Source organism: Paenalcaligenes suwonensis, from assembly GCF_011290505.1.
Lineage (GTDB): Bacteria > Pseudomonadota > Gammaproteobacteria > Burkholderiales > Burkholderiaceae_B > Paenalcaligenes > Paenalcaligenes suwonensis.
Genome location: NZ_JAANPV010000001.1, coordinates 488362 through 503714, shown reverse-complemented (window position 1 = coordinate 503714; position 15353 = coordinate 488362). Strand labels below are relative to the sequence as shown.

The following is a 15353-nucleotide window of genomic DNA, read 5'->3' as shown; positions in this document are numbered from 1 at the left end:
GGCGTTGAGTTTACAGCCCACTTACTCACGACTGTCTGCCGTAGCCTAAGGCTGCGAAAGTATTTTTTTATTTGAGACACCAAATAAAAAAACACTTCCATCCGCCTTTCCTTCATCGCTTGCAACGGTTTTTAGATGGGTGATTTCTGTGAGTTGTGCATACTTCAGTAAAAAGCAGTGTGCTGCACTGTGCCACTTAGACAATGCTGTCGTTAGTTTCCTAACGTGCTCCAGAAGTACCTTAAGAAAGGGCTATAAACCTAGCAGTAGCAGCATGTTCAGGGGAGCGGAGAGAAAATTTTTTTGATTTGGTTTCTCAAATCACAAAAAATTCTTCTGCAGCTCCCCAGCATGTGCGATGAATACAGCCACTAGATTTCAACCGCCCACACAATCCTCGTAAGCGCCCCCTAAAACAACAACGCTCTGGCTACACACCAGAGCGTTGTCAGACCCTAAAGCCTGCAGTTAAAAACTTTGATACTGCTACAAGGCTTTCAAAATCTGCTCCACTGTCGCTTTGGCATCACCAAAACACATATACGAGTTCTCGTTATAGAACAGCGGATTAGGCACCCCAGCGTAGCCTGAGTTCATGGATCGTTTAAACACGATCACATTTTGCGCTTCCCACACATGCAGCACAGGCATTCCAGCAATAGGACTATGCGGATCGGTGGCAGCGGCAGGATTCACGGTGTCATTCGCCCCAATTACCAACACCACATCTGTGCTTGAGAAGTCATCGTTGATTTCATCCATTTCCAGCACGATGTCATAGGGCACACGCGCTTCGGCTAACAGCACGTTCATGTGCCCGGGTAAGCGCCCCGCTACTGGGTGTATACCAAAGCGCACCGCTATCCCTTTGTTTCGCAAAAACTCGGTAATTTCAGACACCGCATTTTGCGCATGTGCTACGGCCATACCGTAGCCGGGAGTAATAATCACCGAACTGGCATTTTTCAGCATGTCAGCGACGTCAGCTGGCTGGATTTCACGGTGCTCACCCGTTTCTTCTGCGCTGTCAGACACACCACCTTCCGTACCAAAACCACCTGCAATCACCGATAAGAATGAACGGTTCATGGCGGTACACATGATGTACGACAAAATGGCCCCTGACGACCCCACCAGTGCACCAGTCACAATCAGCAAATCGTTACCCAACATAAAGCCTGCTGCCGCTGCGGCCCAGCCCGAGTAGGAGTTCAACATAGACACCACTACCGGCATATCGGCACCGCCAATAGAGGCTACTAAGTGCCAGCCAAACGCCAATGCAATCAGTGTCATCAACAGCAAGGCAATGGTAGAGCCATCGGCCTTAACGAAAATGATCAGCAACAAGAAGGCAACGACCAATGCCGCCAGATTCAGCTTATGTTTATTAGGTAGCACCAACGGTTTGCTAGAAATACGGCCATTTAACTTCCCAAACGCCACTAGCGACCCCGTAAACGTGACCGCCCCAATAAACACACCAATAAACACTTCAACCAAGTGAATGGTATGCATATCTAATGCAACGCTGTCTGCATTCGCGTAGCTGTTATACCCCACCAATACAGCCGCTAAGCCCACAAAACTGTGCAGCAACGCAATCAGCTCGGGCATCTGTGTCATTTCTACGCGCTGCGCTCTATACAGACCAATTCCCGCACCAATTAACATGGCAAGAATGACCCAGCCAAAGCCTGAGGCCTGATCGCTAAAAATGGTGGCAATCAGGGCCAGTGCCATCCCCGCTATGCCAAAGTAGTTACCGCTGCGTGCCGTTTCTTGCTTAGATAAACGTGCCAAACTAAGGATAAAAAACACGGCGGCAATAATATAAGCTGCCGTTACAAGACCTTGAGACATTATTTGTTTTCCTTTTATTTGTCTTTACGGAACATCTTCAACATGCGGTGCGTCACAAAGAACCCACCGAATATATTGATGCTGGCAATCAAGATCGCGATGAATGCTAGAAACGATACCCAGCCATTACCCTGACCTATTTGCAATAGCGCCCCCACCACAATAATGCCGGAGATCGCATTGGTTACCGACATCAGTGGCGTATGCAAGGAGTGCGTGACGTTCCAGACCACGTAATAGCCCACCACACACGACAAGACAAACACAATAAGGTGGTTCAAAAATGCCGCTGGTGCATTGGCCCCCAGCCACAAGAAACACAAGCCCCCTACACCCAGCGCAAGCAACTTTTTCCACAATGCCATTGGTGCAGCAGGTGCTACTTCAATAGGTTTGGCCGCACTGGCCTTAGCTGGTGCTGCGGACACTTGTATAGGTGGCGGCGGATACAGCAGTTCACCCTGATGGCAAACCAGCATATTACGCAGCACCACGTCTTCTTGGTTCAATACCGCCACGCCATCTTTGGCTGGTGCCAACAGTTTGGCTAAGTTCACAAGGTTAGTGGAGTAAAGCTGCGACGCTTGGCCTGCCAAACGGTTTGCCAAGTCGGTGTAACCAATCACTGTAACGCCATTTTCTGTCCTGATAGCCTCACCAGGCACGGTGTACTCACAGTTACCGCCGGTGAGCGCCGCCAAATCCACAATCACGGAGCCTGCTTTCATGCTGTCTACCATCTCGCGCGTAATCAGCTTAGGTGCTGGCTTGCCGGGGATAGCGGCAGTAGTAATGATGATATCTACCTGCTTAGCCTGTTCAGCAAATAGCTTCATCTCGGCCGCGATAAATTCATCGCTCATGGTTTTGGCATAGCCATCACCACTGCCGGTGTTTTCTACGGGTATATCCAGTTTTAGAAACTGACCGCCCATGGACGTAATTTGCTCTGCCACTTCTAGGCGTGTATCAAAGGCTTTAACAATCGCCCCTAACTGGCGTGCGGCGCCAATGGCAGCCAAACCTGCTACCCCAGCACCAATTACCAACACCTCTGCTGGCGGCATCTTCCCGGCAGCCGTAATTTGTCCGGTAAAGAAACGCCCAAAGGCACTGGCCGCTTCTACGACAGCGCGGTAACCGCTGATATTGGCCATAGATGACAAGGCATCCATCGCTTGCGCGCGAGAAATACGTGGCACCATATCCATCGCTAATACAGTGACTTGCTTCTCTGTTAAGCGCTGTAGTAGCTCGGGGTGCTGCGCTGGCCAAATAAAGCACACCAACATGGTGCCGGGCTGCAGTAGCTCTACTTCGTGGGGGGTAGGTGCGTTCACCTTATAAATGACGTCACAGCTCCATACGCTGCTTGCATCACTTACCGTGGCGCCGATGGCGCTGTACAGCGCATCGTCAAAACTGGAGGCTTTTCCTGCGCCTGCCTCTATCACCACGTCAAAACCCAACTTCTGTAGTTGCTCTACGCTTTTAGGTGTAGCCGCTACACGCGTTTCACCGGGTATTGTCTCTCTGGGTATCCCTATTCTCATCGTTATCCGTCCTTATGCGGTGAGCTCTGCCTATATTGATTAGGCTATTAAAATAATTAACGATTTTTTCTACCTGATAAAGTCTTTTACGTCGCGATAAGACCATCCTCCCCATAACTGCGCATATCTACAACTAAAGTGTTGTGTAATGACCAAGAAAAACCCCTGTTAACTCACGCTAACAGGGGTTTAGTCATATAGGACTCGCCAGATTAGAACGGCAAGCGATATCCGGGCGAGACTTGTTCCAGTGTGTAGCGTGCACCAGTTTCCGCACGTACTACTAATCGTTTACCTTGCTGACGCTCGATAGCAAAACGATTGGTAAATAATGGATCATCGGCCTCTACCGGCAAACCATTAGACTCCAGCGTTTGCAAAACAATGGTTTGGCCATCGCGAGTCCAGCAACCGGCTTCAGATAACCCTTGTGATGGTTGGCGCGGACGTTTCACCTGCTCGGTATACAGCATTTGCCCATTGGCCTGCAGGGTTACCAACGTACGTAACTCGCCTTGAATACCTTTTTCATTGCGCTTACTTAACCAGTTCCCAATCACGGGGTCTTCAGCATTGGCTGGCGTACACGCCACAGGGCGCGTATCCACCGCCACGCTGGGCTGGTTAGTAGTTTGTGGTTCAGTAGGCATAGTCACGCAACCGGCTAAAGCCAATACGGCCATGCCTGCTAGGTAATTCATCCCTTTTCGCTTCATCTGTGCGCCCGCACGCATAAGTCACCTTTGCGAATAGCTGTGTAAAACAGAGCACCCGCTCTGCATCCTAGAAAAATATTCTACCTCAGCTGCTACGCTTTGCCTGCCTTCTATAGGAATTTCTCTACACACTGTAGGCACCTACATTTTGTTACCCTAAGTAGACCTCTGGTAATTCTCTGTAGTCGCCCCCAACATAAGATTCAGAGAGGGCTAAAATAGCCCAATATAAAGCCACCACATGCCTGTAAAATAGGCGTGATTGAATACTACACAGGCAGTGCGGTAGACGCTTACGTCACACAGCGATTGCCCAGATCTTATACGCAAGGAGTCTCACGATGGCCACAGCAAAAAAAGCCAGCAGCACCACGGCAAGCAAAACTGCAGCGACCAAAAAACCTGCTAAATCTGCCGAGAAAGCACCCGCCGCAAAACGCGATGTAAATCCTGCAGGTTCTTGGCCGTTCCCTACTGGTAACCGTCCTTAAGCGCCATGTTCACTGATATTTTGTACTTTATTGCAAATATTGCCCTAAGCCTGCTGGGCATAGCATTTGTGTTACGTGCATGGCTATATGCCATTCGCCTGCACCCCTTTAACCCCTATTCTCAGGCTATTTTTAAAGTCACCGACTGGGCGGTACAACCTCTGCATCGCTTGTTGCCTAATCAACAGCACGTAGATTGGCCTAGCATTGCCGCGGCCTATATTGTGGCCTATGTGCATGTGGCACTAACGTTGTTACTGCTCACCGATGCAGGCCTGTTCGTGCCGGGCGACTTCTGGCTGCGTGCACTGCTGTCTGCCGTCTTTACGGTTGCAGGCTGGGCTGCCAACATGGTGTTGTGGGTAACGCTGATTCAGGCAATCTTGTCATGGGTGAACCCTATGGCGCCTGTAATGCCTATTCTGAACACCCTAACCACCCCTTTGCTCAACCCCATACGTCGTCTGCTGCCACGTACAGGTGCCTTTGATTTCTCACCACTGGCGTTGTTGGTACTAGCCCAGATTGCCATTTTTATTCTGGGACGTTTGAAGCTAGGCGTCTTTGCAGGTGCTTTCTAACGTAGCGTCTGCTATAAAAAAGCCCGCTTAGGCGGGCTTTTTTTGTTTTGGACTCCGTTAGGCTACGACAGCCAGACGGTCCCACGCCAAGGCACTATTTTTATCTAAACAATGCTTTTTAATACGCTCACTAGGCGTTAACTCAAAACGCTCTACTGCACGATAAAAACGCGGCACTTGGTAGGAGGCTAACTTTTTTGATGCCCACTGAATGAGCTCTGACCACTCTAGTTCGCTGTCAGGTCGGAACTTCACAAACAACATAATTTCTTGCTCGCCGATGTCGCTGGCAACCCCAACCGCAGCAGAAGCCTCTACCGCATCATGCTCGGCAAAAATACGCTCTATTTCCCACGCCGAAACGTTCTCACCGCGAACGCGCATGCTATCTGTTTTTCTACCCACAAAAAACAGATCACCATCACTGTCTTGCCATGCCGCATCACCGGTATAGAGCTTGCCCTGCTGCACGGTTTTCTGTGTAGCATCAGCATTGTGCAAATATTCGGGTAAAAATACCCCATCTAGCGGACTAGATAACACCATTTGCCCTATTTCACCCGTGGCAACAGCGTGTCCCTCCTCATCTAACAGCTCCACCTGAATCCACGGTAAGGCTTTACCTATGGAGCCCGGTTTTCCTGATGCGTTAAACGTGGCGAAACTAGAGCACTCTGTCATGCCATAGCACTCGCGCAGCTCGCAGCCTAGCTGTTCTTGGGTAGCAACCCACGCATTTTTCGAGACTCCAGCCCCCCACGCCGTTTGGATGCTGGCACCTTCGGGAACTTCATCTTGCGGCAAGCGCACCAAAATATCTAAGATCCCTCCTAAATAGTGCAGATGCGTAGCTCTAGCTGCTTGCCACTGCGACCAAAACCGGCTGGCGGAAAAACGCTTCACAATCAGCAAACATACGTTTTCCAAGAAGGGCACCAACAGCATTTGTGCCCCTCCTATATGACATAAAGGCTCCCACAAAAACAGTCTTGACCCTGCCTTAACGCCCGCCACCTGAATCGCCGCCTCACTTGCTACACGCATCATGCGGTGCGTGAACACCACGCCTTTAGGAGCCCCCGTCGTCCCCGAGGTATAGATAATGCATAAGGTGTCTGATGGCGTAATCGTGGGATGGCGTAACACCGCATCGTGCGCTAACACCATACTCTGCAGTTCTACCCACTGCCCTGCCAGAACACCAGCATCCGCTAATACGTCAGCAAACTCTGGCTCGGCAATCACCAATGACGGTGTGGCATGCTCGACGATATAACGCACACCCGGCCCCTTTACCTTGGTGTTCACTGGAATCCACACCACACCAGACAGCATCAATGCATAGAGCAATGCTATATGCTCTGCCGTGTTGCTCAGCATGACGGCAACGCTATCGCCCTTAGTAATGCCGCGCTCAACCAACCACTGCTGAAACCCCGCTACCTGTTGCGCTAACACTTTTCTAGACAGTGGCACCGACTCAAACTCTATAACATCCTGCTCTGCGGTTTGGCTGAGCCCTCGGTACAAAAGCGGTGCTACATCCCACTGATCATTTTCTATGCGTTTTTCGAAATACTGCTCAAAGCCGTTCATAGTCCACTACGCCTGTTTTTGAAATAGGAAGAAATTGAAATCACTACGGTCACAACTATTAGTAATACCGTTGATACCGCTGCCAACGTAGGCGTTACGGCTAATTGAATGTCGTCCCACATTTGTTTAGGCAAGGTGGTGTTGATACCGCCACTCACGAAAATCGCGATAGTGAGATCGTCAAACGATACGATGAACGCAAACAGGAACGCGGACGCTAAGCTACCTGCCAACAAAGGCAAAATGACGGTGCGTAAACGTGCAGTAATAGACGCCCCTAAAATGCGTGCGGCATCATCCAGTCGCCAGTCAAACAAGCGTAAACCGGCAGATAGCGTCACCACGGCATACGGTAAAGCCAAGACGGTATGACCAATCACCATGCCTAAGTCCGTGCCTACCAAACCTGTACTCGCAAACAAATACAACAGCCCAATGGCGATGACGATACGTGGCACGATTAACGGTGCAACAAAAATCCCGAATAGCAGCTTGGTCCATCTAGAGGGTAGTTTGGTCAATGCGAACGTCGCCCCAAAACCCAGCACAACGGCTAAGAATGCGGTGGTTAAGCCAATACCAAAAGATCGGATTACGGCCGCCTGCCACACAGACGAGTTAAAGAACTCTTTAAACCAGCGCAGACTAAACAGCTCGGGGGGGAACGCTACTACTGCATTCTTCGTAAAGGCGATGGGCACCACAATAATGACGGGCAGCACCAAAAACAGCAGTACCAACCAGGTATAACCATTCAACACCTTATGCGACGACGCAGCAGCAGATGTTTGCAGAGGTAAGAATCTGTCTAAACGCTGACCTATATACAGCAAAATTTTCAGTGTGATGCCAGAGCCTTTAGCACGTCGCTTCGCTTCGGCACCCGCTAACGACGTTAACCCCACCATGCGGTCATACACATAAAAAACCACGATGGAACACAGCAGCAGTACTGTGGACAACGCCCCCGCAAACTTCAGATCAAACAGCTCTAGCACAGATGAAATCACCAACTGTGCAATCATGGTTTCGCGCGGCGTGCCCAACAAAGCAGGCACAATAAAGAAACCCAAGCTGGTAATGAACACCAATAGGCCTGCCGCTGCTACACCGGGCATGGACAATGGCAAAAAGACAGTCAGAAAGCCTGTGGCTCTACCCGCACCCAGCGTTTCCGCTGCTTGGCCTAACTGCCGACTAATGCCTTGCATAATAGGCAGCATAGTCAACACCGCTAATGGCAGCATGGCATGCACCATACCTACCAGCACCCCAGACAACGAAGGCATTAACGAGGCATTACCATCAATTAACCCTAAGCCTTCTGCCACACTGGTCAACACACCACTGCGCGATAGCAATAGCATCCACGCATAGGTTTTCACTAAATAACTGGTCCAAAACGGCAGCATGATCCACAGCAACCAGCGGTTGCGACGGCGCTCGTTAAAACTGCTGAGCAATAACGCGATGGGGTAACCAAACACCACGGAAAACACAGCCGTTAACACGGAAATGCCAAAGGTGGTCCACAGCACTTTGACGTACACCGGTGTCTCGAACAATCGCGCGAACTGCTTCACGCTAAATTCGTCATCGGCCGACATAAAGCCGCCCTGCAAAATTTGCAGTACCGGCAAAAGAAAAAACACACCCAAAAATACGATAGCTGGCAAAGCGGGTAACCATGCCCGTAACCACTTCCACTGCTTAGTGGTGTTGCTAGCCTGCAAAGAGGGTTGCAACACTGCTGCCCTATTCGTCATGACTTACTCCTACTGCATCAGCACACTGGTAGAGGCCACATCCCAGCGAATACCTACTTTGTCACCCAAACCCGCCATATGGCGTCTAGGGCAGCGCACGCTAAAGAGGTTGCTAGACTCTGCCACACCATCTAGCTTCACCTGTACGCGTATCTCTGAACCCAAAAACACCATTTCAGCCACCGTGCCCTGCACAAAACCATCTGTAGGTGACACCAGCTCAGCCATCTCTGGACGTATGAGTAAGGTAGATGCATCACTATGCTGATTAGGCGGGACATAAGCAGTCTCTACCGGTAAGGTGTATGAGCCGGCCTCGAACGCCTGCGTGGCAGTCATACGCCCATCCAGCAAATTGGATTGCCCAATAAAGTCGGCTGCAAAACGCGAGCAAGGTCGGTCGTACAGTTCTTGCGGTGTACCCAGTTGCTCTATACGCGCTTGGTTCATCAAGCACACACGATCACTCATGGTTAAGGCTTCGTCTTGATCGTGGGTCACATAAATAAACGTTGCCCCCAAATCATCGTGTAGACGACGGATTTCCAACTGCATGTGTTCGCGCAGCTTTTTATCCAATGCCCCTAAGGGTTCATCCAACAGCACCACCGATGGCCTATACGCAAAACACCTTGCTAATGCCACGCGTTGCTGCTGCCCACCCGATAACTCTTTGGGTAAGCGCTTAGCGTAATCTGTCATTTTGACCATCGCCAACGCATCTTCCACTGCCGAGTTCAACGCGGCTCCCTTCACTTGCCGCATACGCAAACCATAAGCCACGTTATCCCACACATTCATGTGTGGAAATAAAGCGTAGCTTTGGAAGACCATACCTATGCCACGCTGCCCGGCGGCAGCGTGTGTGGCATCTTTTCCATCAATCAGCAACTGACCACCGCTGGGATCCACCAAACCCGCGATCATCATCAGCAATGTGGTCTTGCCTGAGCCTGATGGCCCAAGCAAGGTTAAGAACTCACCTGCTTTCACTTGCAAATCAGTAGGCAACAGAGCGTCCGTCTCGCCATATCGTTTGGCAAGACCTTTAGTTTCCAACTTGTACATACCAATGACTCTTAAGAAATAATCCAGTTGTTAAAGCGCTCTGTCACTTCCTGACGATTCGCCGCCCACCACTCGGGGCTTGGAAGTGCCATGTTCTTAAAGTTCTGCGGTGCGCTAGGAAGAATTTCTGCCCGCTCTGGGGAAATAAACTCAAAAGCCTCTTGGTTGGTGGGGCCGTAGGCCAGTTCGTCGGTGAACAACGCTTGGCGCTGTTTGTCTGCACAAAAACGTACAAACTGCTTAGCCATTTCTGCACGGGGTGTACCGCGTGGAATCCCCCACCCTTCGATGGAATACAAACCTTCATCCCACACAATTTTCACAGGGGCGCCGTTATCAATAGCCGCCTGCGCTCTACCATTCCAGGTAGAGATCATGTCCACGTCACCGTTTTGTATGGCCTGCATGGCCTGAGCACCTGATGTCCACCAAATCGCGATATGAGGTTTAATTTTGTCTAGGCTACGAAAAGCCCTGTCCACATCTAAGGGGTACAACTGGTCCAACGGCACACCATCTGCCATCAATGCTTGTTCTAAAGTGTCCAGCGGGTTACGTCTCAACGAACGACGGCCTGGAAATTTCTCTACATTCCAGAAGTCTGCCCAGTTCTGAGGGCCTTCACTGTATTTGTCAGTACGGTAAGCCAACACCGTAGAGTAAATATCTACCCCTAACCACGTAGAAGTTAAGGCCTCGGGAATCAAACCGGGCACTTCAGCTAAGGTTATATCCAGAGGTTCCAGCAGGTTCTGAGATTCCAAATAGGGAATATCTGCTGACAACGTTAACGTAGTAACGTCCCAGATATAGTTCTTGGTCTGCACAATAGCGTTAATTTGCGCAACGGGCTGCGCCTCGCGGGCAACGTTGACGACACGTATACCCGTTTCTTTCTCAAACGGATCGTAAAACGCTTTACGGTACGCTGCAGAGTACGGACCACCTGGGTCAGCAACGATAATTTTTTTATCTTTATTCGCCCATGCTCCTAGGCTAGTTCCGGCCAATGCTAATCCGCCTGTGGCTTGTAATAATCGGCGGCGCATCATACTTTTAGGTGTACCCATGTCTCTCTCCAGTGCACTCGTTTAGTGTGTTCTACACATCTACAACAAACTGTGATGTCGCTTTCTTAGTGTGCGACTTTACGTTCTCTACGCACTTTGAAGAACTCTTCCATCATGCGTACAGGTTCGCCACTGGCATACGACTCAGCATGTAAACGAGTGGCTGCTTCTAAGGTGTCTGCAAAACTGGCTGCCGACATCTCTTTAAAACGTTGTTTGTTCAAACGCATGGCAACAGGTGGCTTCGCACCCAGCTCTTGTGCGATTTCTAAGGCTTTAGCAAAGACACGGTCTTCAGCTACCAGATGGTGGATCAAACCTATGCGATGACTTTCTTCGGCTTCCATCATGCGCCCCGTCAACGTGAGCTCAATGGTTCTGGACATGCCCAACATCAGGTTCATAATCCATGGCCCTGTCACGCTAGCAATACCCGAGTTAATTTCTGGCTGCCCCATCTTCACACCAGCGTGGGCGACGCGAATATCCCCCAACAATGTGACCTGAAACGCCGACCCTGCTGCCGTGCCATTCAACGCCATCACCAATGGTTTTTGAAGATTGCGCAGTACATCGTAAAAGCGCTCCCACGACTGTATCCACACAGCGGAATCGCTCACATCAAAATTCTGCGCTTCTTCTAAATCTTGCCCTGCACTAAAAGCACGATTACCGGCTCCGGTCATGATCAATGAACGCACGCTGTCATCACTATCAAAGTTTTTCAACGCCTGCATGATTTCCTCACGCATAGCACCGTGCCACGCGTTTAGCTTCTCGGGGCGATTCAACCTAATCACAGCGACGTTACCTAGTTTTTCTGTCTCGATAAACTTATTGCTCATAAAATAACCTTTTATTGCATAGCGATTAATTGTTAGTGAAAACAATGATATTTTCTTAGTAAAAGTAAAAAAACTAGGGATATCCATTAAGAACCCCTAGAGTTTTCTCTTTCACCACACACAAAAACCCTTATCCATTACTAAAATCACTTGCATAACAATAAGATAAGTACACGAACATCCATTTGCATTGAAAACCCAAAAAACGCGTGTTATTGTTATGCGATAAACTTTTACAAACCAACACTCATGACTGTGAACTCTTCCCAACCTGCTACTCAGTCCCCCAAAAAACGTCGTGCTGCCAAGAAGGCACCCACCGAATCCTCACTGTTTGTAAATTCAGTAGAGAAAGCCTTTCGCGTTCTTTCTGTCTTTAACCACAAGCACAGAAGACTGTCGTTGTCGCAAATCGCTCAGCTATCCACACTAGACATTAGTGCGACGCAGCGCTTTACCTTTACCTTGCAGCATTTGGGCTTTTTGATGAAAGACGAAGAGTCCAAGCTCTATGAGTTATCGCCGCGCATGCTAGACCTGTCGCATCAGTACATTTCAGCTAATGATTCAGTCAGTAGAGCCACACCGTTTTTGCAGCAGCTGGCCATAGAAACCGAAGAAACAGTCAACTTTTCTACGCTGGATCACACCGAGATTGTGTATTTGCAGCGCATTGTGAGCCGCCATGTACTGACACCAGAGGTCATCGTGGGCACACGCTTGCCCGCCTACTGCACGTCTTCTGGACTAGCAATGTTGGCAGCGCTTCCCTCGGCCGAAGCAGAGGCTATTTTGGATGCATCGGAATTGGTGCCCTATACCCAGCACACCATCTACGATAAAGCGGCGATTATGAAACGCTTGGAAGCAATACGCCTAAAGGGCTATGCTCACGCCGAAAACGAACTATATCTAGGGGATATTTCTACGGCTGTAGCGATTGTGAACTCTGACAACCGTCCAGTGGGGGCTATCAATATCGCCGTGTCGCTATCTCGCTGGAAAGGACCAGAGGAAGAGCTACGTATTGCAGCATTACTGATTGAGGCTGGACGCGCTATTTCCAGCAGAGAATAAAAAACGGGACACTTTATAGTGTCCCGTTTTTATGTAGCCTCTAGCCGTTTAGTACTGTGCAGGGGCTGGTACTACACGTGTTGGGCCTGTACCGCTTAACAACTGTACACGCTGACCAGGCACAAACTGTATGTCTGCTTCTTGAGCAATCACACGTGTTTCACCGTTATCCAAGCGCACGGTAATTTCCAAACCATCGGTTTTACCTACACGGTTTTCGATGGCATTACCCAATAGGCCGCCTAGCAATGCACCACCAATAGTCGCCAATGTCTGACCACGACCACCGCCAATAGTGCTGGCTGCAACGCCACCAATTGCTGCACCAGCACCCATACCTACGCCAGAGCTTTGATCGTCTTGAATCACGATTGGACGACTAGAAATTACAGTACCCATACGCACGATTTGTTCGCGTTGGGCTTGCCCATAGGTATACACGTTGCTGGACGCCGATTTATTGGCACAACCAGCGATGAACACCAAAGGAGATACGGCCAAGGCAACCGCAGCAAAACGTCGTGCTGCGCCTTGTTTTGTTGCTAGACTAATCATATGTACTCCATGTAAATACGGACAATATTCGCTCAAGGCACGATGCCTTAAAACTTCACATCCAAATCGTAATTCTGCTTCAGCAGTGCACTGATTTCCGCACTGGAAGGCTGATGGTTCTGAGGACCTTGGGAAGTGATTTTAATCCCGCCCATTACATTCCCCAAGCAACAAGAATCGTAAAGACTCCAACCCTTAGCCAATCCATACAACAGACCAGCACGGTGTGCATCACCACATCCGGTAGGATCTGCTACGTCTTTGATGACTATAGGGGCAATAGCGGTTTCCTGTCCGTCAGTATACAGGGTCGCGCCTTCGCTTCCACGCGTAATGATCACAGCTTGTAACTCGCCCGCAATTTCCTGGATAGAACGCTTAGTGCGCTGCTCTATCACTTCGGCCTCGTAATCATTCGCCGTCAAAATACTGGCCAGCGTAATCATGCGCTGCAAATCGTCGCCATCAAATAATGGCATGGCTTGGCCCAAATCGAAAATAAAAGGCGTGCCTTGTTTATGCAGGCGCTCAGCATTGGCAAACATGCCTTCTTTGGAGTCGGGGGCCACAATCGCCCACGCCGCCTCTTGGCCTGACAAATCATTTTCGCTGGAGTACTGCATCGCACCGGGATGAAATGCCGCAATTTGATTACCATCTAAATCGGTAGTGATATGACACTGTGCCGAGAAGGTATCGGGACGCATTTGAATCATGCTGGTATCTATACCCAGATTACGCATGTATTGCAGGTAATCCTGTGCATCCACACCAATAGTGCCTACCGGTACGGCTTGCGCACCTAGCAAATTCAGGTTGTAGGAAATATTTCCTGCACAACCGCCATACTCTTTGCGCATGTTAGGAACCAAGAACGACACACTTAGTGATTTCACACTATCAGGTAAGATGTGATCTTTAAAATGACCCTCAAACACCGTGATGGTATCAAAAGCCAACGACCCACATACCAGAATTCGCTCAGACATAAGCCTACCTAAAATATTTATCGATTTTATAACCATTGATACGTGTTGCTGACTGCACAGGCAACACAAACTCAATTTCTGACTGCGCCGCAAACGGTTGTGCCAGTTGTTGGGCACTTAAGTACTTCTTAGGCTGTACTTCTACACGAGATACTACCGCAGCAGCCACATCAGTAAACGTTACCACCAATGTGGGCCACTCTTGCGCCTGATCATCCGCGTTACGCAGTCGCACTCGTAACTGATACTGCTTCATGGTGCTTCCAGAGCCTGCTTGCTGAACCTGCAACGCAGAAGACACCACTTTAATGTCCGCTATATTGCGTACATAAGGGACTGTACACCCTACTTTCTCGCACAACGCTTCCAGCACAGGGCGTGTCATTGGCACCGCATTAGCGATCTGCAAACGAAACACATATAAGGCCTGTACAGCAAGCACTACCAGTAGAATTAAGGCCACTACCATCCAGAAAAAACGCACCAAGCGCAAACTGCGAGGCAAATCGTGTGGCTCATCATAACGATGGTACGATCTATCGTTGTCATGCCCTCTGCGACCGCTGGCAATAAAAACGGGCGACGTATCGTCTTCCTCTGCCGCACCTATGCGCCATGCGGGTTCACGCTCACGCGCCAATACCCCACTGCTGCGCGGGGGAACAAAGAATCTATCCTCGTGCTCCTCGCCATGTGGGTTGTGATCGTGCTCGTCGGGGTCTTCGTAAATAGGCTCATGAACTTCATCAACTGGCGGTTCATAGCGGGCCGATATCCACTGCACTGGGTCAGCCGTTGGCACCTCGTCTGGCATTGAGGTGTGGTCTTCTTCGTCTTCCGTTATATCGTCGTAGTCCGAATAATCATCGGCCTCTTCAGCCCGCTCTGGTACATACACGACAGCAGGCGCAACCGGAGGTTCGGGCGCGACTGGCTCAGGAGTGGGCGTTATTGGAACTGGCGCCGCCTCAGGCTGCCAACGCTGTAGACCGTCCGCTTGCGTCACCGAACGTGGCGTTTGTGGCTGAGGCCCTTCAGGAACCACCTGCTCAAAACCATCAAAAATAGCCGAGCATTGTGGACAGCGTATATAGCCTTTGCGGCGCTGCAACTGTTCAACGTTTATCGTAAAACGGGTCTGACAATGAGGACAAAGCGTTACCAGTTCCATAGCCATCACTAC

General features: G+C 49.9%; 14 protein-coding genes. 3 read left to right on the top strand and 11 right to left on the bottom strand.

Translation table 11 applies throughout. From position 1 onward, the window contains the following. Window positions 1-486: 486 nt before the first annotated feature. The 3 genes from pntB to GY634_RS02385 all read right to left on the bottom strand — a co-directional run bounded on the left by pntB (window position 487) and on the right by GY634_RS02385 (window position 4132). Complete coding sequence (gene pntB, locus GY634_RS02395) at window positions 487-1863, bottom strand: Re/Si-specific NAD(P)(+) transhydrogenase subunit beta (protein ID WP_166406963.1); 1377 nt, start codon at window positions 1861-1863, stop codon at window positions 487-489. A gap of 14 nt (window positions 1864-1877) precedes the next feature. Further along, window positions 1878-3416: a Re/Si-specific NAD(P)(+) transhydrogenase subunit alpha gene (locus GY634_RS02390; protein WP_166406962.1), complete on the bottom strand. Its 1539-nt coding sequence runs from the start codon at window positions 3414-3416 to the stop codon at window positions 1878-1880. A 212-nt stretch (window positions 3417-3628) separates the two neighbouring features. Continuing rightward, complete coding sequence (locus tag GY634_RS02385) at window positions 3629-4132, bottom strand: hypothetical protein (protein WP_166406961.1); 504 nt, start codon at window positions 4130-4132, stop codon at window positions 3629-3631. Window positions 4133-4473: 341 nt separating this feature from the next. On the opposite strand from GY634_RS02385, the gene GY634_RS02380 reads away from it, so the two are divergent. Next, window positions 4474-4623 carry a hypothetical protein gene (locus tag GY634_RS02380; protein WP_166406960.1) on the top strand — a complete coding sequence of 50 codons (150 nt, stop codon included), beginning with the start codon at window positions 4474-4476 and terminating at the stop codon, window positions 4621-4623. A gap of 5 nt (window positions 4624-4628) precedes the next feature. Then, a complete protein-coding gene (locus GY634_RS02375; RefSeq protein ID WP_166406959.1) occupies window positions 4629-5204 on the top strand; it encodes a YggT family protein in 576 nt (191 codons plus the stop codon). Window positions 5205-5261: 57 nt separating this feature from the next. Here the strand turns inward: GY634_RS02375 and GY634_RS02370 are convergent, their stop codons facing one another. The 5 genes from GY634_RS02370 to GY634_RS02350 all read right to left on the bottom strand — a co-directional run bounded on the left by GY634_RS02370 (window position 5262) and on the right by GY634_RS02350 (window position 11549). Continuing rightward, window positions 5262-6800 carry an AMP-binding protein gene (locus tag GY634_RS02370; protein WP_166406958.1) on the bottom strand — a complete coding sequence of 513 codons (1539 nt, stop codon included), beginning with the start codon at window positions 6798-6800 and terminating at the stop codon, window positions 5262-5264. Beyond that, on the bottom strand, window positions 6797-8566 hold the full coding sequence (locus tag GY634_RS02365) for an ABC transporter permease subunit (RefSeq protein WP_166406957.1): 1770 nt from the start codon (window positions 8564-8566) through the stop codon (window positions 6797-6799). Before GY634_RS02365 ends, GY634_RS02370 begins: the two co-directional genes overlap by 4 nt. Before the next feature lie 9 nt (window positions 8567-8575). Further along, entirely contained in the window at window positions 8576-9634 is a 1059-nt protein-coding gene (locus GY634_RS02360; protein WP_166406956.1) for an ABC transporter ATP-binding protein, read from the bottom strand. A gap of 11 nt (window positions 9635-9645) precedes the next feature. Further along, the gene (locus GY634_RS02355; protein WP_166406955.1) at window positions 9646-10704 is read right to left on the bottom strand and encodes an ABC transporter substrate-binding protein; all 1059 of its coding nucleotides are present in this window, start codon (window positions 10702-10704) and stop codon (window positions 9646-9648) included. Window positions 10705-10769: 65 nt separating this feature from the next. After that, entirely contained in the window at window positions 10770-11549 is a 780-nt protein-coding gene (locus tag GY634_RS02350; protein WP_166406954.1) for an enoyl-CoA hydratase/isomerase family protein, read from the bottom strand. Window positions 11550-11798: 249 nt separating this feature from the next. Between GY634_RS02350 and GY634_RS02345 the strand changes: the two genes are divergently transcribed. Then, window positions 11799-12626, top strand: coding sequence for an IclR family transcriptional regulator (locus GY634_RS02345; protein WP_166406953.1), 828 nt, complete (start codon window positions 11799-11801; stop codon window positions 12624-12626). A gap of 48 nt (window positions 12627-12674) precedes the next feature. Here the strand turns inward: GY634_RS02345 and GY634_RS02340 are convergent, their stop codons facing one another. The 3 genes from GY634_RS02340 to GY634_RS02330 are packed head-to-tail and all read right to left on the bottom strand — an operon-like array spanning window position 12675 to window position 15347. Next, window positions 12675-13181: an outer membrane lipoprotein gene (locus GY634_RS02340; protein WP_166406952.1), complete on the bottom strand. Its 507-nt coding sequence runs from the start codon at window positions 13179-13181 to the stop codon at window positions 12675-12677. Window positions 13182-13228: 47 nt separating this feature from the next. Next, window positions 13229-14170, bottom strand: coding sequence for a carbohydrate kinase family protein (locus GY634_RS02335; RefSeq protein WP_166406951.1), 942 nt, complete (start codon window positions 14168-14170; stop codon window positions 13229-13231). Between the two features lie 4 nt (window positions 14171-14174). Further along, complete coding sequence (locus GY634_RS02330; protein WP_166406950.1) at window positions 14175-15347, bottom strand: zinc-ribbon and DUF3426 domain-containing protein; 1173 nt, start codon at window positions 15345-15347, stop codon at window positions 14175-14177. Between the last annotated feature and the right edge of the window lie 6 nt (window positions 15348-15353).

Coding starts and splice junctions, on each gene's coding strand:
- GY634_RS02365 (WP_166406957.1), bottom strand. CDS start 8,566: ATGACGAATAGGGCAGCAGTGTTGCAACCCTCTTTGCAGGCTAGCAAC.
- GY634_RS02340 (WP_166406952.1), bottom strand. CDS start 13,181: ATGATTAGTCTAGCAACAAAACAAGGCGCAGCACGACGTTTTGCTGCG.
- GY634_RS02375 (WP_166406959.1), top strand. CDS start 4,629: ATGTTCACTGATATTTTGTACTTTATTGCAAATATTGCCCTAAGCCTG.
- GY634_RS02330 (WP_166406950.1), bottom strand. CDS start 15,347: ATGGCTATGGAACTGGTAACGCTTTGTCCTCATTGTCAGACCCGTTTT.
- GY634_RS02380 (WP_166406960.1), top strand. CDS start 4,474: ATGGCCACAGCAAAAAAAGCCAGCAGCACCACGGCAAGCAAAACTGCA.
- GY634_RS02360 (WP_166406956.1), bottom strand. CDS start 9,634: ATGTACAAGTTGGAAACTAAAGGTCTTGCCAAACGATATGGCGAGACG.
- pntB (WP_166406963.1), bottom strand. CDS start 1,863: ATGTCTCAAGGTCTTGTAACGGCAGCTTATATTATTGCCGCCGTGTTT.
- GY634_RS02390 (WP_166406962.1), bottom strand. CDS start 3,416: ATGAGAATAGGGATACCCAGAGAGACAATACCCGGTGAAACGCGTGTA.
- GY634_RS02370 (WP_166406958.1), bottom strand. CDS start 6,800: ATGAACGGCTTTGAGCAGTATTTCGAAAAACGCATAGAAAATGATCAG.
- GY634_RS02385 (WP_166406961.1), bottom strand. CDS start 4,132: ATGAAGCGAAAAGGGATGAATTACCTAGCAGGCATGGCCGTATTGGCT.
- GY634_RS02345 (WP_166406953.1), top strand. CDS start 11,799: ATGACTGTGAACTCTTCCCAACCTGCTACTCAGTCCCCCAAAAAACGT.
- GY634_RS02350 (WP_166406954.1), bottom strand. CDS start 11,549: ATGAGCAATAAGTTTATCGAGACAGAAAAACTAGGTAACGTCGCTGTG.
- GY634_RS02335 (WP_166406951.1), bottom strand. CDS start 14,170: ATGTCTGAGCGAATTCTGGTATGTGGGTCGTTGGCTTTTGATACCATC.
- GY634_RS02355 (WP_166406955.1), bottom strand. CDS start 10,704: ATGGGTACACCTAAAAGTATGATGCGCCGCCGATTATTACAAGCCACA.